This is a genomic window from Hahella sp. HN01 (assembly GCF_018986435.1).
In the GTDB taxonomy this organism is placed as follows: domain Bacteria; phylum Pseudomonadota; class Gammaproteobacteria; order Pseudomonadales; family Oleiphilaceae; genus Hahella.
Genome location: NZ_JAHMIN010000015.1, coordinates 88,371 through 108,961, shown reverse-complemented (window position 1 = coordinate 108,961; position 20,591 = coordinate 88,371). Strand labels below are relative to the sequence as shown.

The window sequence follows — 20,591 nt, the reverse complement described above, 5'->3', positions numbered from 1 at the left end:
AAGGACTTATGCATAAGATGGGACTTTTCAGCCTGATCAAGGCGGACGTCAAATTCAAGCAGCAATGGTTTCTCAGCCAGAAAAGCTGGTTTACCCGTAACGTGCGGGTCTTTCTGGAGCCGGGCACCATCGCCGTCATCGTCTATCGTTACGGGAGCTGGGCGCGCACCATCAAGCCCGCTCTGTTGCGCATTCCTCTGTATATTCCCTACGCCCTCGGCAAGGTTCTGGTGGTGCTGGGGTTCGGCATCTACGTTCCCTCCAAGGCCAAAATCGGCCCGGGCTTCGTCATTCACAACTTTTCCAACATCTTCATCAGCGAAGGCGAAATCGGCAGCAACTGCATCGTGTTCCAGGGCGTGACTACAGGTCACCTGCGTGAACAGCCGGAGCCGCCGAAGCTGGGGAACAATGTGTTTCTCGGCGCCGGCGCCAAGGTGTTGGGCAGTGTGAAGATCGGCGATAACGTCGTGGTCGGCGCCAACTCGGTGGTGATCTCCGACGTGCCGGACAACTGCACGGTGATGGGAAACCCCGCCCGCATTATCTCCCGGGAAACCAACTGGATGGCGGAGAAGCGGGAAGGCAAGAAGGTGGTTAATTACTGAAGACGGAACATGATAACGAACATTAAACAGGATGTGAGGCGCAAGGCGGAGCTGCTATACGGCGACGCCTCCACCGCCAATTGTCTGCGCGCATTGCCGCACAGAGGGACGCTCGCGGGGATGGTGTATCGCTTCGGAAGACAGGCGGGCGCCGTCAAATTCAAACCCTTGTCGTTGCTGCTGAAAGTAGCGTACTTCGTTTTGTTTTATCTGGTGCAAATGTTCACCGGCATCAGCATCCAGAGCTACGCGAGGATCGGTAAGGGCATGGTGGTGTGCAATTTTTCCGGCATCTTTGTATTGGCGGAGGAGATCGGCGAGAACTTCACCGTGTATGAAGGCGTGACCGTCGGCAATATTCGCGGCAAACCGCGTCTGGCGATCATTGGCGATAACGTCACTCTGGAACCCGGATGCAAAGTGCTGGGTGACGTCACTATCGGCGATAACGTGGTGGTGCGCGCGAACAGTCTGGTGATCACGGACGTGCCCGCCAACTCGATCGCCATTGGCAACCCCGCGCGCATCGTTCCCATGAAGACTGAGGAAAAAGTGGAAGAGCCCAAGGAGAGGATGGCGCAACATGGCTAAACCATTCAACGTCGACTTTATCGGCATCGGTTCAGGAAAATGCGGGTCCACCTGGTTTTTCGAAAATCTGGTGCAACACCCGGAAATATTCGACGGCAACCCGAAAGAAATTAACTATTTCAGTGACCTGTACGATCAGCATGAATTCGCCTGGTATGAGTCGCAGTTCAAAGGCAGCGATGACCACCTGTTGAAGGGAGAATTCTCGGTGACGTACATGTATCGGCCGGGAACGGCGGAGCGCATACGCCGCCATTTTCCAGAGGCCAAGATCATCGCGATTGTGCGCGATCCGGTGCAGCGCACGTTTTCCGACTACCTACATGCTATCCGCAAAGGCGATATCGCCGGCAGCACCTCATTCGCGGAGTTTATCCGCAATGAAGAGCACCTGAAGTTCGGCTGCTACACCCAGTACCTGGAGCCTTTTTTTGCGAGCTTCCCCAAGGAACAGATCAAAATCATCGTGCTGGAGGATTTCAACAAGGATTACGCCAGAGGCTTTCGCGAAGTCTACGAATTCCTCGGCTGCCAGGATGTGAACTTCCTGCCCGAAGGCGTGGAGCAGCGCAGAAATCAGGCGCGTTCCTACCGTTTTCTGTTTCTGGAAAACATTATGGTGCGCACCTATCGAATGCTGGCCAAATCCGGCTACACCCGTCTGACGGAAGTTATCAAGCGCACCGGCGTGCCTGAGCTGCTGAGGCGTTTGAATGTGAGTTCCAAACCGCTGCCGAAAATCGACCCGGACAGCCGGGAAGTGCTCAGCAGCTACTACTCCGGCGAGAAGAAATTCGTCGCCGAATTGACCGGCAGTAATCTGTCGGCCTGGCAGTAAGAACTCTTGTTTGCATCTTCGCCCGTAAGGGCTTTCAAGGGGCGCGGCGGCGCCCCTTTTTTGTTGCGGCTCCGGTGCGCAGGCCTTCGTGGCCGTCTGCATGCCGCCGGCGAAGCCTAACGTTCTGTGGATAGCGCGCGGTGAAACGGCCATCGCAAGGTGGGTTCAAAACGCGCATTCTTCACCTGGCTGAAAGCCCTTAAATGACGTCGCATTTCACGGTTCGTGACGCCCGGAAAGCGCCGTTTTTGTCAAATCCTTTTTTACACTTTTACATTTGCAACAATAAGTTAGTGGTCTAAGCTGAAGTTATGTAAAAACTAGGATCAGTGTGCCCGTTGTAAGGATACCGGCCGTTAAATATCACTCTGTGATGCGGCTGTTGGCGCTTAAAACGAGGTATTAGATTGCTTTCATGGCTTTCCTTTTCCAAAGGCAAAAAAGGGCTGGTCGGCATTGAAGTAAGGCCGGACGGAATGGCTATCGCCGTCTCGGAGCCGGCCGGCGGGCAATCACAAATCCGCGTCATCGACTATCTGGACGCCCGCGCAGCGCAGCGGGCGGCCGCGCTCAAGGCTTTCGTGAGCGAGCGCAAACTGGAAAAAATGGCCTGCAATCTGGTGTTGCCGCCGGAAATGTACGCCCTGCATCAAATCGAACGTCCCAGCGTTGAGGAAAGCGAACTGCGGGAAGCGGTGCGCTGGAAGGTGAAAGACCTGCTGGATTACGCCATCGACGACGCCATTATCGATGTTTTCGAATATCCCAGCGACGCCTTGCGCGGCAGACCCGCCCAAATCAACGTGGTGACCGCCCGTAAATCCCTGCTGAAAGAACTTATCCGCGTCATCAACGACAGCGGTCTGGTGTTGTCCTCCATCGATATCACGGAGCTGGCGCTGCGCAATCTGGCGCAGCCTTTCGAAGAAGACGGCAAATCCCTTGGTCTGATGATGATGCGGGAAAACACCGGCCTTATGCTGTTAATCAAAAACGGCTCTGTCTACCTGTCCCGTCGTCTCGATGCGGACATGGAAGCGCTGGCCGACCCTGAGCGTAAATCCTGGGTGGGTCAGCAACTGGCGTTGGAAGTGCAGCGCTCCTTTGACTATTTCGAAAGCCAGATGGGCCAGGCGCCCCCCCGCCGACTGATGGCGGGCTCCGTGGTGAATGAGGCGGAGCTTTTGTCGCAGTTGGATGAAGCGCTCGGACTGACCGTGCAGACCTTGCAGGAGGACAAAGTCGGACTGCCGGACGATCAACTCGCGTCGGCCATTCACTGGGTGGCCTGCGGCGGCGCCATGCGCAAAGCCGGCGGGGGAAGGAAAAGCGTCTGATGCAGCAGGTCAACTTATACGTAGATGAGTTTCGCCCGCGGCGAGATCCGCTCTCCATCCCTGTGATGATCGCCGCTGTAGTGGCGGTGATGGTGTTATGCGGCTGTTACACCGGCTATCTGGTATGGCGCAGCGCCGACGTGACCATGAGCCAGTTAACCGCCGAATCCCGCAAGCAGGCGTTGGGGGGGGAAATAGACAGCATGCGCAAGCAACTCGAAGCTCGCGCCAGAGATACCCGGCTGCAGTCGGACAATGACCGTCTGCGTCTGCAAATGCAGAACACGGAGGCGCTGCTGGCGGCGCTGGAGTCCGGCCTGAAAGCGGACGGCGGGGCCATGTCTTACAGTGAACTGATGATCGCTCTGGCGCGGCATCGCCAGGAACCTTTGTGGTTGCAGCGCATTCGGATTCAACAAGGAGGCGAACGTCTGATTTTCAGCGGGACCACCGTGCAACCGGACTTACTTCCCGCCTATCTGCAGGCGCTGGGAGATGAGCCGGCGTTACGCGGTCGCGCCTTCAATATGCTGACCTTGAAGCCGGAACAGGAAAGCGCCAGCGCCCGGTTATTCGAAGTGGACACCTATGTGGAGACGCCTGAGCCGGAAGCGCAGGCGTCCCGTCCTGCGGCGGGCGGCCGTGCGCTGAATCAACCCGTGGTCAGCGCGGGAGGCAAACAGCCATGATGAAGAAATGGATCTTCCGGGTGAACCGCTTCAGCTTGCGGGAAAGAGCCATCCTGCTGGCGACAGTCATTGTCGCGCTGATATTGCTGTACGCCCAGTTCGCCTGGGACCCGCTGTGGCGCAGCAATCGCTCGGCGGAGCAGGCGATAGCCGCCGCCAATCTGGAGCTGCTGGACCTTAGCGCTCAGGCGGACGTGCTGCGCAAGCAATTGGCGCAAGATCCGGACGCCGCGCTGCGTAAAGAGAACGAGCGTTTGCGCAACCAGCTCAATGCCCGCCAGGAACGATTAAAGCAAAGCCTTTCCCGTCTGGTGGCCCCGGAAGAAATGCCTGAGTTACTGATGGAGCTGTTGCGCAAGCACCCCGGTTTGCAAGTGGTCGCCGTCGCCAAGCTGCCGCCGCGGAAAATTCAGCATGGCGAAGGCGAGGCCGCCGCGGTGTTGTTCAGTCACCGGGTGAAAGTAGTGCTCACCGGCGGCTACTTCGACACCCTGCAATACATTCAAAAGATTGAGCGCAATGAATCCCGTCTACGCATTGTGGACATGGATTACAAGGTGGACGCCTATCCCAGGGCGGAAGTGACGCTGGAATTCGAGACTCTGGGGCTGGATGAGAGGTGGCTGGGTGTTTGACGTAAAAAAATGGTCGCTGGGTCTATTGCTGTTGGGCGTTGCGATGTTTGGCCGCGCAGAGAGCTTCCGGCTGCCGGATGGCGAAGTGCTGGCGGACCCCACCCGGCCCATGGGATGGCGCGCGGATGGCGTGATGGTCAGCGGGGCGCCCAGTCGTCCGGCGATCAGTGTGGATTCGATCCTGTATTCCTCCTCCCGCAAGGTGGCGACGATTAACGGCGTGGCCCTGGCGGAAGGACAACAAACCGGCTCCGTGCGCGTGGTGAAAATCGAAGCGCGCAGGGTGTTATTGGACTGGCGCGGTCAGCGCTGGTACGAAAGTGTGCAAGGCGCGTCCCAGGATGCGCTGACTATTCGGAGATAAGAATGAGAAGTCTTTGGCGGACCTTGTTGTCAGTTTGGGTCGGCTTCGGCCTGGCGGCGTGCGCCAGTCAGCCTGCTACGCCCAAGAAGGATGAACCCGAGCCGCCGCCGACCAGCGCGCAGGCGATCGGGCAGGCGATGCAGGAAGCCGAAGAGACCATGGCGCAGGCGCAGCAGCCCGCGCCGCCGCCGGACGTCATGCAGGCGCTGCTGCCGACCATGCCGGCGGCTGAGACGATGCAGGCGGCGGAGCGCTTTGACATCACCGTCAATAACGCGCCGGCCAGAGATTTCTTCATGGGACTGGTGAAAGGCACCGGCTACAACATGGTGGTGCATCCCGCAGTGGAAGGGGCGATATCCCTGGACCTGAAAAACGTCACCCTGGATGAAGTGATGGAAATCGTCCAGCAGCTCTATGGCTTTGAATACCAGCGCAAGGGCAATCTGTTCAAAGTTCTGCCCGGCGGCGTGCAAACCCGCATTTTTCAGATCAATTACCTGAACGTCAAACGCAAGGGCGCGTCGGACATCATGGTCAGCTCCGGGCAGCTGTCCAACTCTTCGGGCTCTTCTTCCAGCAGCTCCAGCAACAGTAGTAGTAACAACAACAGCAATAATTCTGGCGGCTCCGCCAATGCCGTATTGTCGCGCATCACTACTCAAACCGATTCGGATTTCTGGACCGCCTTGCAGGAGACTTTGATTACGATCGTCGGTAATGAAGAGGGCCGTAAAGTCGTGACGAACGGCGGCGCGGGCATTGTGGTGGTGCGGGCGACGCCGAGCGAACTGACGGCGGTGGAGGAGTATCTAGATAAAGCTCAGCTGATTATGCAGCGGCAGGTGGTTCTGGAAGTAAAAATTCTGGAAGTGGTGCTGAACAAAGGCTTTGAGCAAGGCGTGAACTGGTCCTATTTCGATGAATTCACTTCCAAAGTGGACGCTTCCGGCAATCCCACCAAAAGCCTGACTTTGGGGCAGACTTCCCGAAGCGTCACTAACCCGGGATTTGAGGGCGTCTTCAGCGCAGCGCTGCGCATTAACGACTTCACGACGCTGCTGCAGTTGCTGGGCGAGCAGGGCACAGTGCAGGTGCTGTCCAGCCCGCGCATTTCCACTATCAACAACCAGAAAGCCGTAATCAAGGTAGGGGATGACGAGTTCTTCGTCACGGGTATCGAGACTAACGACGCCACCACCACCAGCGGAACCAGCAACCTTATTTCGGAAGTGGAGATCACGCCGTTTTTCTCTGGCATCGCCCTGGACGTTACGCCACAGATTGGCGAGAACGGCGACGTAACGCTGCATGTGCATCCGACGGTGAGCGACGTAGAGGATCAGACCAAGACTATCTCTCTGGGCTCTAATGATCTGGTGCTGCCGCTGGCGTTCAGTTCCGTGCGGGAGACCGACAGTGTGATCAAGGCCCGCAATGGGCAAGTGGTGGTGATTGGCGGCCTGATTCGCAACATGACGGAAAAAACGCAGGCGAAAGTGCCGCTGTTGGGGGATATCCCGCTGCTGGGGCAGGCGTTCAGACAGAAACGCGATACCGAACTCAAGAGCGAACTGGTGATCCTGATCCGGCCGATTATCGCCGACAGCGAAAGCTACCGTCAGGATCTGCGCGGCAGTCGCCAGCGCATGGAAAAACTGCAACACCGGGCGAGCGAGCAATTCTGACCGGCGAAAGGAGGGCGTATGTACGAAACACATTTCGGATTGCGCGAGGCGCCGTTTTCCCTCACGCCCAATACGCATTTTTATCTGGACGCGTCCACTCACCGTAACGCCTTTGAAACGGTGCGCGCTGCGCTGGAGAGCATGGAAGGCTTTATCAAAGTCGTCGGCGAGGTGGGCACGGGGAAAACCCTGCTGTGCCGCCGCTTGTTGAATTTTCTCGATGGCGATTATGTCTCCGCCTACATCCCCAATCCGCGCCTGTCGCCACAGGACCTTTATCTGGCCCTGGCGGACGAACTGCAGGTGGATCTGGGCGAGCTGAACGGCGGTCGCCATCAATTGCTGAAGCTCATCAACGAACAGCTGATCGCCCATTGCGCGGAAGGTCGGCGCGTTGTGCTGGTGATTGACGAAGCGCAGGCGATGCCCGAGCAGACAATCGAGGCATTGCGTTTACTGACCAATCTGGAAACCGAATCGCGAAAGTTGCTGCAAGTCGTGTTGTTCGGGCAGCCGGAACTGGACGTCATGCTGTCGCAGCCGCAATTGCGGCAGCTGAAGCAACGCATCACGTTTCAGGAATATATCCGTCCGCTGGATAAATATTCGGTGGAGCAATATCTACGGCATCGCCTGATGGCCGCCGGCTACAACGGCGACAGCCTGTTTCGCGCCGACGCCGCCAAGCTCATATTTCGCGGTAGCGGAGGCGTTCCCAGGTTGGTGAACGTACTGGCGCATAAGGCCATGCTCGCCGCCTACGGCGATGGCGATAAAACTGTAGCGCCCGGCCATGTGCGGCGTGCGGTGAAAGATACGGAAAGCGCCCGTCCGCTCCGGTTCGCCTGGTTGGGAGGTTGGGCGTGAGCTTACTCAACGATGTGCTTAGAGATCTGGATAAACGGGAGTCGGCGCCGCGGACGTCAGTGCCTCACAGCCTACAGAAGACGCCCCCCAGCGCGACCCGGCATTGGCCAGGCGTGCTTGCGTTGGCCCTGGTGACGGCGGGACTGGCTGGTGGTTACTGGTGGATGAAAGCGTCATCGGAACCGCCGACGCCAGTGGTGTCTCAGGTGGCGATGGTGAATACGTTGTCGGCGCAGGACGAGAAGCCAACTCCGCCTGATCACAGGATAGAGACTCCAGCTCCACCGGAAGTGACGGAATTGGATACGCCTGTCGTCGCAGAGGTTGCGCCGCCGATCAGAGAAACGCTGCCGGAACCTGCTTCCCAGCCTGTCGTTGCGACGCCGCAATACGCTCAGGAACCGGCGCGACAAACGCAACCCATTGTGATCGTCGAAAAAGATCCGCTACCGCCCATGGTGAAGCCGAAAAGGCCTCCCACCGTCAAGCAGGAAAGCCCGGTAATTGGTGAAGCGACGACGAATAACGCCATGGCTGATACCGAACCCAAGGCGCAAGCCGGCACGGTGAGGACTTCTCGCAATACACTGGAGACGCCTGCGCCGCTGGCGGTGAGACCGGAACTGGCGCCGGAAAAGCCGGCTACGCCAACTCGCCACATAGATATTGCCGCTGCCTCGGCTGAAGAGGTCGCGCCTTCGGCAGCCGCCATGAATATCGCGCCCTCGCAAACCCCGGAAGCAATCGCCGCCCGCGCGCTGCAGCAGGCGCGGGAGTCTTATCGCCAGGGAGAGGTTGAGGCGGCTGAACAACGTTTGCGGGAGTTGCTGACGTCGATGCCTGAACATGAAGCCAGCCGTTTTCAGCTGGCGACCTGGTTGATCGGCGGCGGCGATTACGCTCAGGCGCTGCAAGTAATGCAGAGCGTTGACGCCTACAGCAGCGTGGACTTTAAGTTGATGAAAGCGCGCACTCTGGCGGCGACGGGGATGGCGGCGCAGGCCATCGCGCTGCTGGAAAGCGAGGCCCCAAAAGTGGAGGCGGCGCCGGATTACCACAGCCTGTTGGCTGGCCTTTACCAACAGGCGCGTCGTTATGAAGACGCTATTGCTTCCTACGCCGCTCTGATCGAAGCCCATCCCCACAAAGGCGACTGGTGGGCGGGGCTGGGCATCGCCCTGGATCAGACCGGGCGCAGCCAATCCGCATTGCAAGCCTACCGTCAGGCGGTGGGCGATCCGGAATTACAGACGACTCTGGCGCAGTACGCCAGCCGCCGCATCCAGCAGTTGGAGCCGGGCGGCGGGGGCGGCTGACACCGCAAGCGCAGCGGAGAGATAGAGAGTAATTATGGTCGAACCGAAAAAGAAAATACGTTTGGGCGATTTGCTGGTGCAAAACGGCGTCATCACGGAAGAGCAATTGATGACGGCGCTGAGCGAGCAAAAAAAGGCTGGCCGCAAGCTCGGCCGTACCCTGATTGACCTGGGATATATGGACGAGGATAGCCTGCTGCGTTTCTTGTCGCAGCAAATGGGTATTCCTTTCGTGCAACTGCGCCATTACCAGTTTAATCAGGAACTGATCAAACGCCTGCCGGAAACCGCGGCGCGCCGTTTCCGCGCCATTGTGCTGTCGGAAGAGAAAGGAGAATTATTGGTAGGCATGTCCGATCCTATGGATATCTTCGGCTACGACGAACTGGTGCGGGTGCTGAAACAACCCATGCGCCAGGCGGTTGTGCGCGAAAGCGAGCTGCTGGACACGCTGGATCTGGTGTATCGGCGCACGGAGGAAATCGCCAGTATCGCCGGCGAGCTGGAAGACGAGCTGGGCGAAGACGCCTTTGACCTGGCGGAACTGGCGGCGGGAGGCGATGACACCGAGGCGCCGGTGGTGCGCCTGCTGCAATCCATATTTGAAGACGCCGTGGTGGCGCGCGCTTCGGATATTCACATCGAGCCGGACGAAAATGTGGTGCGTTTACGTCAGCGTATCGACGGCGTTCTGCACGAACAGGTGATGAAGGAAAGGCGCGTCAACGCAGCGCTGGTGTTGCGCCTGAAACTGATGTCCGGCCTCAATATTTCCGAAAAACGTCTGCCCCAGGACGGCCGTTTTAACGTGCGGGTGAAAGGCCGCTCCATTGACGTGCGTCTGTCCACCATGCCGGTGCAGTATGGCGAGTCGGTGGTAATGCGTTTGCTGGATCAGACCGAAGGCATGTTGAACCTGGAAGCCACAGGAATGCCGAAAAAGCTGCTGGACAGACTGCGCATTCTGATCAAACGGCCCCATGGCATTCTGCTGGTGACCGGGCCTACCGGTAGCGGTAAAACCACCACGCTGTACGGCGCCTTGACGGAACTGAATCGGCCGGAAGTGAAGGTCATCACGGCGGAAGATCCGGTGGAATACCGCCTGCCTAGGGTGACCCAGGTGCAGGTGAATCCAAAAATCGGACTCGACTTCGCGTCAGTGCTGCGCGCGGCGTTGCGGCAAGACCCGGATGTAGTGCTGGTGGGGGAAATGCGGGATCAGGAAACCGCTGAAATCGGTTTACGCGCCGCCATGACCGGCCACTTCGTGCTTTCCACATTGCACACTAATGACTCCATCTCCAGCGCCATGCGCCTGATCGATATGGGCGCTGAACCCTATCTGGTGGCCAGCGCGTTGACGGCGGTGGTGGCGCAGCGTCTGGTGAAACGCATTTGCGATAACTGCAAGCAGCCTTATCAGGCCAGTGAACAGGAGAAAATCTGGCTGCACGCCATGACGCAGGAGTCCTTGCCGGCGCATTTCTTCAAAGGCGCAGGCTGTTATCAATGCGGCAACTCCGGTTATCGCGGTCGTATCGGGGTCTACGAATTACTGGAAATGAGCGACGCGCTATTGGACGCGTTGCGCAAAAATGACCAAAGCGCTTTTACTCACGCCGCCAGACGCTCGCTGCATTATCGCCCGTTGGCGCTGAGTGCGTTGGACTATGCGCGGGAAGGCGTCACCACATTGGATGAAGTGTTCCGCATTTCGGCGTCGCTGGGCGATCTGCCGCACTCACCGAGCCATCTGGAGTTCAGCTGACGTGGCGAATTTTGCATTCAAAGGGCGGGACAGCAAGGGCGCGCTGATCGAAGGCGTGCAGGAAGCCGTTAACCGGGAAGCGCTGGCCAATGAACTGCTGCGCAAAGGCGTGACGCCCACCAGCATTCAGGAGCAGGAAGCGCAAACCGATGTACTGCTATGGCTGAAAAAACTGCCCATCTTCCGTAAAAAAGTGACGCTGGATGAGCTGGTGATTCTCTGTCGTCAGATGCATGCGCTCAGTCGCGCCGGTATTCCTATTATTCGCGCTATACGCGGGTTGGCGGAGTCCACGCGCTCTGAGACATTGGCGGAAGTGCTGGACGATGTGGCGCGGCGTCTGGAGGGCGGGGTGAATCTGGCCACCGCCATGCGCGCTCATCCCCGCACCTTCAACGAGTTGTTCGTTTCCATGATTCTGGTGGGAGAAAACACCGGGCAACTGGAAGAGTCATTTCGTCAGCTGGGGGAAAATATCGAGCTGGAGCGAGATACCCGTAAGCGGGTCGCGCAGGCGGTGCGATATCCCATCATGGTGGTGGTGGCGATCACCATCGCACTGCTGGTGGTTAACTTTTTCGTGATTCCCGCCTTCGCTGGCGTGTTCGCCAAGTTCGGCGCCGACCTGCCGCTGCCCACCAAGATTTTGGTGGCGACATCCAACTTTCTGATCAATTACGGCTGGTTTGTGGCGGCGGGGKTGGCGGCGACGATTTACGGATTCATCCGCTGGAAAAAAACGCCTCAGGGCGCCTATCGCTGGGACCGCTTCAAGCTGCGCATTCCTATCGTCGGTCCTTTGTTTGAATTGGTGGCGTTATCCCGGTTCTCCCGCAATTTCTCCATGATGCTCGCGGCGGGGCTGCCGGTCACTTCTGCGCTGACGCTGGTGGCTGAAGCGGTGGACAACAAATATGTGGGCTCCGCTATTGCCGACATGCGCAATGGTATTGAGCGCGGCGATACGCTGGTGCGTACGGCGCGGGCCACCAACATGTTCTCGCCATTGGTCATGCAGATGCTGGCGGTGGGAGAAGAAACCGGCTCAGTAGACAGTCTGCTGGTGGAAGTGGCGAATTTCTATGACGAGGAAATCGAATACTCCCTTAAACGACTTGCGGAATCCATTGAGCCCATTCTGTTAGTGGTGATGGGCGTGATGGTGCTGATTCTGGCGCTGGGCGTGTTTCTGCCCATGTGGAGTCTGGGTCAGGCGGCGCTGGGTAAATAAACATGGCGGGACGTTGGCTGAGCCAGTTTCTGCGAGTGGAGATATGGTTGATTGGGGCGCTGATCGCAGTGCTGATAGCGGTTTTTCTGCGCTCCATGGACAACCTGGTGGATAACGCTGGCGAGGTGCGCGCGCAACAATTGAAGACAGCGTTTCTCACCAGCCTGCGGCTGGCTCATACCGCCTGGCTGGCGAATGGAGGGCGCTCAGATTCAGTTGAATTAGGGACGTTGGCGGTGGGGTCTGACTTCAGTCCCGAAGATTTCCAGGAGCAGGGCGGCGGCGTATTGAGAATGAACGCGCAGGGTTGGCCGGTAGACGTTGGCGATAGCTATCCCATAGCGGCGGCGATGACGGACGAAAGCTGTCGGCGTTTGTACTCCACGCTGCTGTTGCGCCGCAGCGGCGCAACAGAGGCGGCGTTGCAGGAGAAGGTGGAGGCATTGGCGGTAGGCACGGTTTGCGCCTATCAGGTCGGCGTACAGGGGAAGGATTTTTTTTCATTGCTGTATAACGCCGAAAGCGGCGAAGTGAGGCTGTCCATACAACGTAAAAGCGCTGATAACGATTGAAATATTTAACTATTTTACAAACAGAAGAATAACTTGGCGTCTATACTTGATTAAAAGCTTATATGTTCTCGTGGAGGGACAACTATGCAAAAGCGGATAAAGACACAGCAGTCGGGCTTTACGCTGATAGAGCTGGTCATGGTTATCGTTATTCTGGGAATACTGGCGGCGTTTGCGCTGCCGAAATTTGCGAACCTGTCTTCACAGGCTGAGGCGGCGACCCGCTCAGGCATTGAGGGCTCAGTGAGGTCGGCATCGGCGATTATTCATGCCGCCTGTTTGGCTACTACTACTTGCGACGACCAGGCTGCAACCAGCACGGTGACTGTAGACGGAACCGCGATTGATGTCGTGTTTGGATATCCGGCTGGCACTGCGACGGGAATAGAAGCCGCATCGCAGGTTGATGGCGGAAATGTCTCTGTCGCCCACTCGGGCGGAACCACTACCGTGACTGTCGCGACCAACTGTACTGTCACTTACGCGCAATCCGCGGCGGCAAATACCGCTCCTGTTATTGGCGGTACAACCACTTGCCCTTGATCGTTACCTTAAGCTGAGTCAGGTCCGTGTGTGAAGGTATTCCGACAGCGATGGGGAGGCAAAACTCTCAATAGCGGTTTCACCATGATCGAAATGATCATGGTGATGATTCTGCTCGGAATCCTTTCGGTTACGGCCATCAGTCTTTTCGCCACACGGGACGCTTATTCGGCCCGTGTGGTCGCTGACCAAATTCTCTCTCAGGCGCGTCTGGCGGAGCAAATCGCCCTTGGACGCCGCGCCGCCTCTACTACCACTCTGACTCTTTCGCTGTCCGGCTCCGACTTTTCCGGCGTGGTGGCCCAGGGCGGCTATGTTTCTCAACGCGATGTCGATGCTTCCGGCGTCAGCATCAACTGGAGCCAGAGTGCGACTACCTCCTGTGCAGGAAGCGCTTTGCCGGCGACCATCACTTTTAATCAGGATGGCGATGTGATCAATCCAGCCACCAGCGGAACCACCAACACGCTTATCTGCGTCAGCGGCGATACGGTTTACCCGATTTGCGTCACCACTTTGGGATACGCCTATGAAGGCTTTTGCGAATCCTGACCGGCAGCATGGCGTCACATTGGTGGAGCTGGTGATCACCATTATCGTGATCGGCATCGCTCTGGTGGCGATCGTCACCGCCATGAGCGGCAGTATCGGCCGCAGCAGCGATGTACTGTTGCGCAATCGCACCATTCAGTTGGCGCAGGCGTATCTGGATGAAATTCTGGGTAAACGTTATGACGAGGCGACTCCCTCCGGCGGCGTTCCGCCAGTGACCAGTTGCAATATCGTCTCCGAGGAGGGCAGTCGCGACGAGTACGATGATGTGGACGACTACGATGGCATCGTCAATGAAGCGCCGCGCTCGCAGACCGATGCGGATTTTAATAACTATCCCGGCTATCTGGTGAGCGTGTCGGTGACCTGCGCGGGCGCGGACATTGGCTTGTCGGCGTCGAACGCCAAGCTGGTGAGGGTGACGATAACGCCGCCTTCCGGTCCGGCGATGACCTTTTCCGCCTATCGGGCCAATTTTTGAGGCGTAGTATGAAGACAGGACGCTCCCACGGGTTTACATTGATTGAATTGGTGATGGTCATTGTCATCGTCAGCGTGCTGGCGGTAGGCGTGACCCGTTTTATCACCGCGACCGTGGGAGGTTATGTGGACACGGCGGAACGTCAGCAAATGGCGACGGCGGGGTTGATCGCAGCGGAAAAAATGTCGCGCGCGATCCGTTCTGCGCTGCCCAACTCAGTGCGGGTCGCCAGTGGTTGTATCGAGTTTATTCCCGTGCTCGCCGGCACGGACTATGTCAGCGCTCCCATCTCCAGTCCCGCCGCCAGTATCGATGCGGTGGGCGCTCGTCTGGACAATGCAGTCATTGGACGGGCGGCTATTTATCCCATTGATCAAGCTGAGCTTTACGATCCGCAGAGCCCAGGTCCGAATTCTTTGTCCGAGGCGCTGGCGCAGCTCCCCACGGGCTCCGATGACGTCACCGTCACTTTATCGGCGAATCACCAGTTTCCCACGGATTCTCCCGCGCGCAGATTATATGTGGTGGGAACGCCGATGGCGTTCTGCCAGTCCGGTACGGCGATCTATCGCTATGTGAATTACGGTTTCAACGCCACACCGGACCTGCCGCCTTCGAGCGGCGCGGTGCAGGAAATGCTGATCAATCTGGTGGCTGCGGGCACGGCGGACTTCAATTACACCCCGGCGTCGCTGGTGCGCAATGCAGTGGTGCAGATGAGCTTCCGGGTCTCCAATGGAGGCGAAAGCTTCGACATTCAGCAGGAGGTGAACATCCGCAATGTGCCCTGATCGTCGCCTCATGCATCCGATACGTCGCCAGCGACAGGCGGGCCTGGGTTTGCCTGCGGCGTTGTTCGTCATCGTGATTCTGGGGTTATTGGTGGTGGCGATCACTGAGTTGGAGCGCTCCACGGCGGAAGGCGTTTCGATGGATATTCTCTCCACGCGCGCTTTCTATGCGGCGGAAACCGGGGCGCAGGCGGCGTTGGGGCGATTGTTTCCCGCCGGTGGCGCAGATAACAATTGTTCCGTGGGATTTCCAGATTTAAATTTCACCGCAGACGGCCTGACGGGATGTTCCGCGTCGGTGGTGTGCCTGACGGACTCTGCTGGCGGTGATGACTACTTCACCCTGCGCAGCACGGGAAGCTGTGGCGGTGGCGATGAAACGGCGTCGCGCACCATCGAAGTGAGGGCGCACTGATGTTCCGGCTACGTCGGATGCTGCTAACGCTCACGGCGTTGTTCTGGTTATGCGTCGCCAGCGCGAATACGTTTGCCGCCTATGTCGTGGAAACCGTATCCGGCACGGCCTTTGATTCCACCTCGTCGACCGTCACCTGGAATCGGGACAGCTCATTGACTGGTTATCCCCGTGACGACGATTTCCAACTGGTGAATATCGGCTTCACGTTTTACCTGGGGCAGACCGGCTACACCCAGGTGCGTATTCTCTCCAACGGCGCACTGCACTTCGGCGCCGATCAGGGGTTTTACAAAGACTACACCAATGAAGCGCTGCCAATTGAAGGCGCTTGCACAGGCACTTGTCCGGGTTATGAAGAGCCCGCCGACAGGGCCATATTGGGCTACTGGGATGACCTGGAGCCGTCATTGGGAGGCAGCGTCACATACAGTACCTTAGGCAGCTCACCCAACCGGCGCTTTGTCGCATCCTGGAATGGAGTGCCTCGCTACAATGGGGCGGGCACCAGTTACTCCCTGCAAATCGTTCTGTATGAAAACGGCAATGTGCTGTTCCGTTATGGCAATGACAACGCCAATGGCGCCAGCGCCACCATCGGCATCGAGGTGGATAACTCCGACTACACTCAATACTCCTTTGACACGGTTTCCGTCAACGACGCCACAGATTTGCTGTGGCGGCGGGAGTTTCCCGCCTTGTCCGCCGCGGCGGCCAGCTGTGCGACGCCCAACCAGGTCACGGTGGATTTCGCCGCTCCGGTGTCGCCGGCGCGGGCGGTCGACGTCTCCAATTACAGCCTGGACAACGGCGCGTCGGTCTTGAGCGCGTCCCTGGTGGACTCAGATACGGTGCTGCTCACCACCAGTTCGTTGAGTCTGGGGGTTACCTATACGCTGCAGACCACTTATCCCACTCAGAGCCTGTCCTTTAGTCTGGACGATCCTACTAACGCAGATTTTAGCGACGATTTCAGCTCCGGCGGTTACAGCGGAGGCTCTGGAGCCTGGAGCGGCAGCTGGCAGGAAGTGGATGACAACAGCAGCGCCAGTTCTGGCTTTGTTCGGGTTAGCGGAGGCGCAGCCCGCTTTAATGGTTACTTCAGCTTCGGATATCCCGGGTTATACCGGGAAGTGGATCTTTCGTCCTATTCGTCAGCGACGCTGACCTACAGTTACAGCACCACCAACAATCTGGAAGGTTCGGATAGCTTTGGCGTGGAGGTGTCCGCCAACGGCGGCTCCAGTTATACGGTGGTGGCGTCGTATTCTAATGACGTCAGTGGAACCGCGACGATTGATTTAACGCCCTATCTTTCCGCCAATACCCGCATTCGCTTCCGCATCAGCAGTAATTACAACAACTACGATGAGTTCATGTACATCGATAATGTGACCATCGCCGCCCGTGGGGCGCCCAGTGCGTGCGGATTTTCCGCCATCGCCATCTGGCGCATGGAAGATGAGGTCTGGAACGGCTCCGCCGGCGAAGTCAGTGACGCCAGCGGCAACAACTTGAGCGGCCGCGCCTATAACGGCGCGCAGACACTGGATACGGCCCCGGCGATCGCCGGCGATCCCGGCACCTGCGCCTATGCTGAGTTTAACGGTAGCTCGCAGTATATCGAGATCGCTGATAACAACCTGCTGGACATTACCAATAACCTGACTGTTAGCGCCTGGGTATACCCCACGCAGATCCCCACTTCGGAACTGAAAACCATTCTTTCCAAAGATGAAAACTACGAGTTCCATATCGATAGTTCCGGTGAGATCTACTGGTGGTGGAACGACAGCAGCGGAACGTCGCGTTCGATCACCACCAGAGGCGCCAATATGGTCGCCAACGCCTGGCGTCATGTGGTCATCACTTATGAAAGCGGGGCGCAAAGAGTCTATGTGGATGGCGTAGTGCGCGGCTCCTCTTCCTATACCGGGACGTTGTTGACCAACTCCGACCCGCTGCAAATCGGACAGGACCAAGGCTACTCCGTGCGCTACTTCAGCGGGCGTATCGACGAAGTGCAGGTATACAACAAGACGTTGTCCGCAACAGACGTTGGTGATCTTTATGTCGAAACACACCCCTGTGAGGGCAGCGGCGCCTGTCTCGGAACATTCCCGGACGCCATCTCCAGTCATTCCAGTGGGACCATCAGTTTTGGCTATAACTCCCAGGTTATCGATAGTCCCGATAATATCCTGGAGGCGGGAACCGTGACGGTGACCGGCAGCTCCTCGGTGTTGAGTTGCACCTCCACTACCTGCGTGGCTTCCGGCGGCGCCGTGGATACGCTGAATCCGGGAACCTTTCCCGACACCAGCGTCTATGTGACGGATTTGAGTGTGAGCAGGGCAGGCACGCTGGGCGGCTCAACCAATCAATATCGCACGGTCTCCGTCAGCGACGCTTCGGTCATGAATGTGTCGAGCGCCTATTCCGAGTACTTTATCAATCAATTGAGCATTGGCTATCAGGGCAAGGTTAACCTGCAGCCGGGCGACTACTGGATTAACCAGCTTACGTTAGGCAGTGAAGTGGAAATCAATGTGACGGGATCGGGTACGGCGCGTCTTTTCGTTAATCAGCCCTTATCGATTGGTTACCAGGACTCTCTGAACGCCCCCGGCGGCTCATCTTCCAACGCCAGCCGATTGTTGCTGTACGCTTATGGCAATGTGACATTCAGCTCCGCAGTGACATTCTCCGGCGTGCTCTATAGCGCTGGCGATGTGAGTCTGGGTTATCAGAACAAGATCTACGGCGCGATCACGGCGGAGGATGTGAGCAGCGCCAGTGACGTAGATGTGACCTACAATTCCGGCAGCGTGTCCGCGTTGGATTATGGCGCGCTGTGCAGCGTTGGCGCCTTGAACCGCTTTATCATCACCACCGGCTCCACCGCCAGCACCTGCCTGCCGCATACGGTGCGCATCGAAGCCCAGGATTCCAGCGGCGCCACCTTATCGACCTACGCCGGCACGGTGGCGCTGAGCACCTCTCGTTCTCGTGGGGTATGGGCGGTGCAGACCGGCGCAGGAACCTTATCGCCGGACCCCGACAGCAGCGACGATGGCTCCGCCGCCTACACATTCTCCGTGGCGGACGCCGGTGTGGCGCAGTTGACGCTGAGCAACAATCTGGCGGAGTCGTTGACCCTGACAGCGACGGATGCGGACGCTTCCATCAGCGGCGCAGGCGGCCCGATTCAGTTCCTCGACAATATTCTGTATATCGAGGAGAACGACAGTCTCGATTACGACCTTATCGCGGGACGCCGCCATAATTTCAAAGTCTCCCTGATCGCCAAGGACCCCGGTGGAGCGGGGAGTTGTGGACCGGTGGAGGAATACGATGGCGGCGTCAACCTGAAGGCCTGGCTGACGCGCAGTAGCGCTGACCCGGCGGGCGTAGCGCCGCAGATTGTGGGCAATACCACCGCGACGCTTCCTGACAGTCAGCCTGCCAGCGCTAATCTCAACCTCAGCTTCACTAACGGCGAAGCGACCTTTGCATGGGATACGTCCGATGTGGGCGCCTATGTGTTGAATCTGCGGGATGACAGCAGCGGGCTGATTCTGGACGAGTCGGATAATCCTCTGACTATCGCCAGCGACAATGCCTCTGCGCCCTGGATTGTCAGGCCATTCGCGATTTGGATTGACGCTGTGGGTAATCCCGCTGCGGCTGGACCAAGCGGCGGGGCTTATCGCAAAGCCGGGGCGGATTTTACGCTGAATGTGGGCGGCGTCTTGTATCAGGCGGCGGATGACCTGGATGGCGATGGACAGGCGGACGCTGGAGCGGATCTGTCCGGCAATGGGCTGGCTCCTGCGTTTGGCAATGAAGGGGAAACGGTGCAGCTGTCCGTATCGAGCATTGCGCCAGCGACCAATGGCGCATTGTCTGGAGATTTGAGTCTGCCGGGAGGCTCAACCTTATTCAGCGGCGGCCAGGCCAGCGGCGCCTACCAGTTCAGTGAGGTGGGCGTCATTAATCTGAGCGCAGTCATTGATGACAGTAACTACCTGGGCGCCGGTTCCGCCAGAACCGCGAAAATCAGCGGCGCCAGCGGCGATATCGGACGCTTTTACCCCGCCTATCTGGCGGTGTCCGCTAACACGCCCACATTCACGCCGCCCTGGGCTTGCGCGTTCACCTATCAGGATCAGAGTTTCCCTTATGACGTGAGTCCGGTGCTGACCCTGGTTGGTAAAAACGTTGCGGGGGCCACGACATTGAACTATGACGCGGCCTACTTTAAATTCAGCAACATGCTGCAAAGCAACCGAAGCTACAGCGACGCCAGCGGGCGCAGCTCAACACTCAGCTTTGATAGCAGCGGCGCCTCATTGTCATTAAGCACTGGCGCGGCCTATGACGGCTCTGGAACTCTGTCCCTGTCCGGCGACGCGTTTACCTACCAGAAAACCAACTCACCGCCCCTGGCGGACGACGATCCCTTCGCCGCCAATGTAAACCTGACCTTCGCTGCAGCGGACCTGCAGGACAGCGATGGCGCCTGTTACAAAACCAGCGATGCGGACGCCTGTCTGGATTTCTCCATCACTGGTATCGCTGGAACGGAAATCCGTTATGGTCGTCTTCGCATGGAAAACGCTTATGGGCCGGAAACGTCCAGCCTGGAACTGCCCATGTACATTGAACACTGGAATGGCGCCCGCTTCATCGAGAACGCCTCAGATAGCTGCACCAGCTACAGCAGCAGCCCCGCAACCCTGGCGATGAGCAGTTACAGCGGCAATCTCAACTCCGGCGAAACCCGGGCGGAAGTCGCCGGCAACCCCGGCGCCGGCGGCGCCTTCGCTTCAGCGGTATACCCTGATGGACAGGAGGTCTACCTGACCAGTCCTGGCATCGGCAACGAAGGGACGGTGGGTCTGCGTTACAACACCGATCTATGGCTACGCTTCGACTGGGACGGCGACAACGCCCTCGACAACCCCTCCGCCACCGCCACTTTCGGACAATACCGGGGCCACGACCGCATCATTTACTGGCGTGAAGTAACCCAGTAAAGAAAAAACCGTCCCAACCCGTTCTTATTCTCCACCGTTCGTCCTGAGCTTGTCGAAGGACTTCCCAGAGCGCCAGATCCTACTTCAGTAAACTTTAGACTGGGGTAACCATTGATACGTCTGCATTGCCTAGCGCCCTTCGACAGGCTCAGGGCGAACGGAGTGGGTGTATGCAAAACTCATTGGCGGCTTTCGGTTGATATCATGGGGCGTGTTATCAACGCTATCCGTTGGCATTCTGATTGGTTTTAGTCGGGAGGTTT

Annotated in this window: 19 protein-coding genes; all 19 read left to right on the top strand. The window is 58.0% G+C overall.

Annotated elements, in window-relative coordinates; genetic code table 11:
• Positions 1-8 precede the first annotated feature (8 nt).
• Positions 9-608 carry a serine O-acetyltransferase gene (locus KP814_RS15970; protein ID WP_253938417.1) on the top strand — a complete coding sequence of 200 codons (600 nt, stop codon included), beginning with the start codon at positions 9-11 and terminating at the stop codon, positions 606-608.
• A gap of 9 nt (positions 609-617) precedes the next feature.
• On the top strand, positions 618-1,199 hold the full coding sequence (locus KP814_RS15965; protein WP_216737700.1) for a serine acetyltransferase: 582 nt from the start codon (positions 618-620) through the stop codon (positions 1,197-1,199).
• Positions 1,192-2,037, top strand: a complete 846-nt coding sequence (locus KP814_RS15960; protein ID WP_216737699.1) for a sulfotransferase — start codon at positions 1,192-1,194, stop codon at positions 2,035-2,037. The genes KP814_RS15965 and KP814_RS15960 overlap by 8 nt, the downstream gene beginning before the upstream one ends.
• 407 nt (positions 2,038-2,444) lie before the next feature.
• Positions 2,445-3,374 (top strand): hypothetical protein, encoded by a 930-nt coding sequence (locus KP814_RS15955; RefSeq protein ID WP_216737698.1) that lies wholly within the window; start codon positions 2,445-2,447, stop codon positions 3,372-3,374.
• Positions 3,374-4,063: a hypothetical protein gene (locus tag KP814_RS15950; protein ID WP_216737697.1), complete on the top strand. Its 690-nt coding sequence runs from the start codon at positions 3,374-3,376 to the stop codon at positions 4,061-4,063. Before KP814_RS15955 ends, KP814_RS15950 begins: the two co-directional genes overlap by 1 nt.
• Positions 4,060-4,698 (top strand): type II secretion system protein M, encoded by a 639-nt coding sequence (locus tag KP814_RS15945; protein WP_216737696.1) that lies wholly within the window; start codon positions 4,060-4,062, stop codon positions 4,696-4,698. Before KP814_RS15950 ends, KP814_RS15945 begins: the two co-directional genes overlap by 4 nt.
• The gene (locus KP814_RS15940) at positions 4,691-5,062 is read left to right on the top strand and encodes a general secretion pathway protein GspB (protein ID WP_371824064.1); all 372 of its coding nucleotides are present in this window, start codon (positions 4,691-4,693) and stop codon (positions 5,060-5,062) included. The genes KP814_RS15945 and KP814_RS15940 overlap by 8 nt, the downstream gene beginning before the upstream one ends.
• Positions 5,063-5,064: 2 nt before the next feature.
• The gene (gene mshL, locus KP814_RS15935) at positions 5,065-6,750 is read left to right on the top strand and encodes a pilus (MSHA type) biogenesis protein MshL (RefSeq protein ID WP_216737694.1); all 1,686 of its coding nucleotides are present in this window, start codon (positions 5,065-5,067) and stop codon (positions 6,748-6,750) included.
• An 18-nt stretch (positions 6,751-6,768) separates the two neighbouring features.
• The gene (locus KP814_RS15930; RefSeq protein ID WP_216737693.1) at positions 6,769-7,617 is read left to right on the top strand and encodes an ExeA family protein; all 849 of its coding nucleotides are present in this window, start codon (positions 6,769-6,771) and stop codon (positions 7,615-7,617) included.
• Complete coding sequence (locus KP814_RS33425; RefSeq protein ID WP_216737692.1) at positions 7,614-8,933, top strand: tetratricopeptide repeat protein; 1,320 nt, start codon at positions 7,614-7,616, stop codon at positions 8,931-8,933. The genes KP814_RS15930 and KP814_RS33425 overlap by 4 nt, the downstream gene beginning before the upstream one ends.
• A 34-nt stretch (positions 8,934-8,967) precedes the next feature.
• Complete coding sequence (locus KP814_RS15920) at positions 8,968-10,704, top strand: GspE/PulE family protein (protein WP_216737691.1); 1,737 nt, start codon at positions 8,968-8,970, stop codon at positions 10,702-10,704.
• A 1-nt stretch (position 10,705) separates the two neighbouring features.
• Positions 10,706-11,935, top strand: coding sequence for a type II secretion system F family protein (locus KP814_RS15915; RefSeq protein WP_216737690.1), 1,230 nt, complete (start codon positions 10,706-10,708; stop codon positions 11,933-11,935).
• Positions 11,936-11,937: 2 nt separating this feature from the next.
• Positions 11,938-12,507, top strand: coding sequence for a hypothetical protein (locus KP814_RS15910; RefSeq protein ID WP_216737689.1), 570 nt, complete (start codon positions 11,938-11,940; stop codon positions 12,505-12,507).
• 84 nt (positions 12,508-12,591) lie between these two features.
• Positions 12,592-13,050, top strand: coding sequence for a type II secretion system protein (locus KP814_RS33250; protein ID WP_216737688.1), 459 nt, complete (start codon positions 12,592-12,594; stop codon positions 13,048-13,050).
• Between the two features lie 30 nt (positions 13,051-13,080).
• Positions 13,081-13,602: a prepilin-type N-terminal cleavage/methylation domain-containing protein gene (locus tag KP814_RS15900; protein ID WP_216737687.1), complete on the top strand. Its 522-nt coding sequence runs from the start codon at positions 13,081-13,083 to the stop codon at positions 13,600-13,602.
• Positions 13,580-14,083, top strand: coding sequence for a prepilin-type N-terminal cleavage/methylation domain-containing protein (locus KP814_RS15895; protein ID WP_216737686.1), 504 nt, complete (start codon positions 13,580-13,582; stop codon positions 14,081-14,083). The genes KP814_RS15900 and KP814_RS15895 overlap by 23 nt, the downstream gene beginning before the upstream one ends.
• Before the next feature lie 8 nt (positions 14,084-14,091).
• Positions 14,092-14,874 carry a type II secretion system protein J gene (locus KP814_RS15890; protein WP_216737685.1) on the top strand — a complete coding sequence of 261 codons (783 nt, stop codon included), beginning with the start codon at positions 14,092-14,094 and terminating at the stop codon, positions 14,872-14,874.
• Entirely contained in the window at positions 14,864-15,289 is a 426-nt protein-coding gene (locus KP814_RS15885; RefSeq protein ID WP_216737684.1) for a hypothetical protein, read from the top strand. Before KP814_RS15890 ends, KP814_RS15885 begins: the two co-directional genes overlap by 11 nt.
• 17 nt (positions 15,290-15,306) lie before the next feature.
• Entirely contained in the window at positions 15,307-20,328 is a 5,022-nt protein-coding gene (locus KP814_RS15880) for a LamG domain-containing protein (RefSeq protein WP_216737683.1), read from the top strand.
• The last annotated feature ends 263 nt before the right edge of the window (positions 20,329-20,591 follow it).

Bases quoted from the DNA above. Each gene is read 5' to 3' on its own strand.
- KP814_RS15970 (WP_253938417.1), top strand. From the start codon at position 9: ATGCATAAGATGGGACTTTTCAGCCTGATCAAGGCGGACGTCAAATTC.
- KP814_RS15965 (WP_216737700.1), top strand. From the start codon at position 618: ATGATAACGAACATTAAACAGGATGTGAGGCGCAAGGCGGAGCTGCTA.
- KP814_RS15960 (WP_216737699.1), top strand. From the start codon at position 1,192: ATGGCTAAACCATTCAACGTCGACTTTATCGGCATCGGTTCAGGAAAA.
- KP814_RS15950 (WP_216737697.1), top strand. From the start codon at position 3,374: ATGCAGCAGGTCAACTTATACGTAGATGAGTTTCGCCCGCGGCGAGAT.
- KP814_RS15945 (WP_216737696.1), top strand. From the start codon at position 4,060: ATGATGAAGAAATGGATCTTCCGGGTGAACCGCTTCAGCTTGCGGGAA.
- mshL (WP_216737694.1), top strand. From the start codon at position 5,065: ATGAGAAGTCTTTGGCGGACCTTGTTGTCAGTTTGGGTCGGCTTCGGC.
- KP814_RS15930 (WP_216737693.1), top strand. From the start codon at position 6,769: ATGTACGAAACACATTTCGGATTGCGCGAGGCGCCGTTTTCCCTCACG.
- KP814_RS15920 (WP_216737691.1), top strand. From the start codon at position 8,968: ATGGTCGAACCGAAAAAGAAAATACGTTTGGGCGATTTGCTGGTGCAA.
- KP814_RS15910 (WP_216737689.1), top strand. From the start codon at position 11,938: ATGGCGGGACGTTGGCTGAGCCAGTTTCTGCGAGTGGAGATATGGTTG.
- KP814_RS33250 (WP_216737688.1), top strand. From the start codon at position 12,592: ATGCAAAAGCGGATAAAGACACAGCAGTCGGGCTTTACGCTGATAGAG.
- KP814_RS15895 (WP_216737686.1), top strand. From the start codon at position 13,580: ATGAAGGCTTTTGCGAATCCTGACCGGCAGCATGGCGTCACATTGGTG.
- KP814_RS15890 (WP_216737685.1), top strand. From the start codon at position 14,092: ATGAAGACAGGACGCTCCCACGGGTTTACATTGATTGAATTGGTGATG.
- KP814_RS15885 (WP_216737684.1), top strand. From the start codon at position 14,864: ATGTGCCCTGATCGTCGCCTCATGCATCCGATACGTCGCCAGCGACAG.
- KP814_RS15880 (WP_216737683.1), top strand. From the start codon at position 15,307: ATGCTGCTAACGCTCACGGCGTTGTTCTGGTTATGCGTCGCCAGCGCG.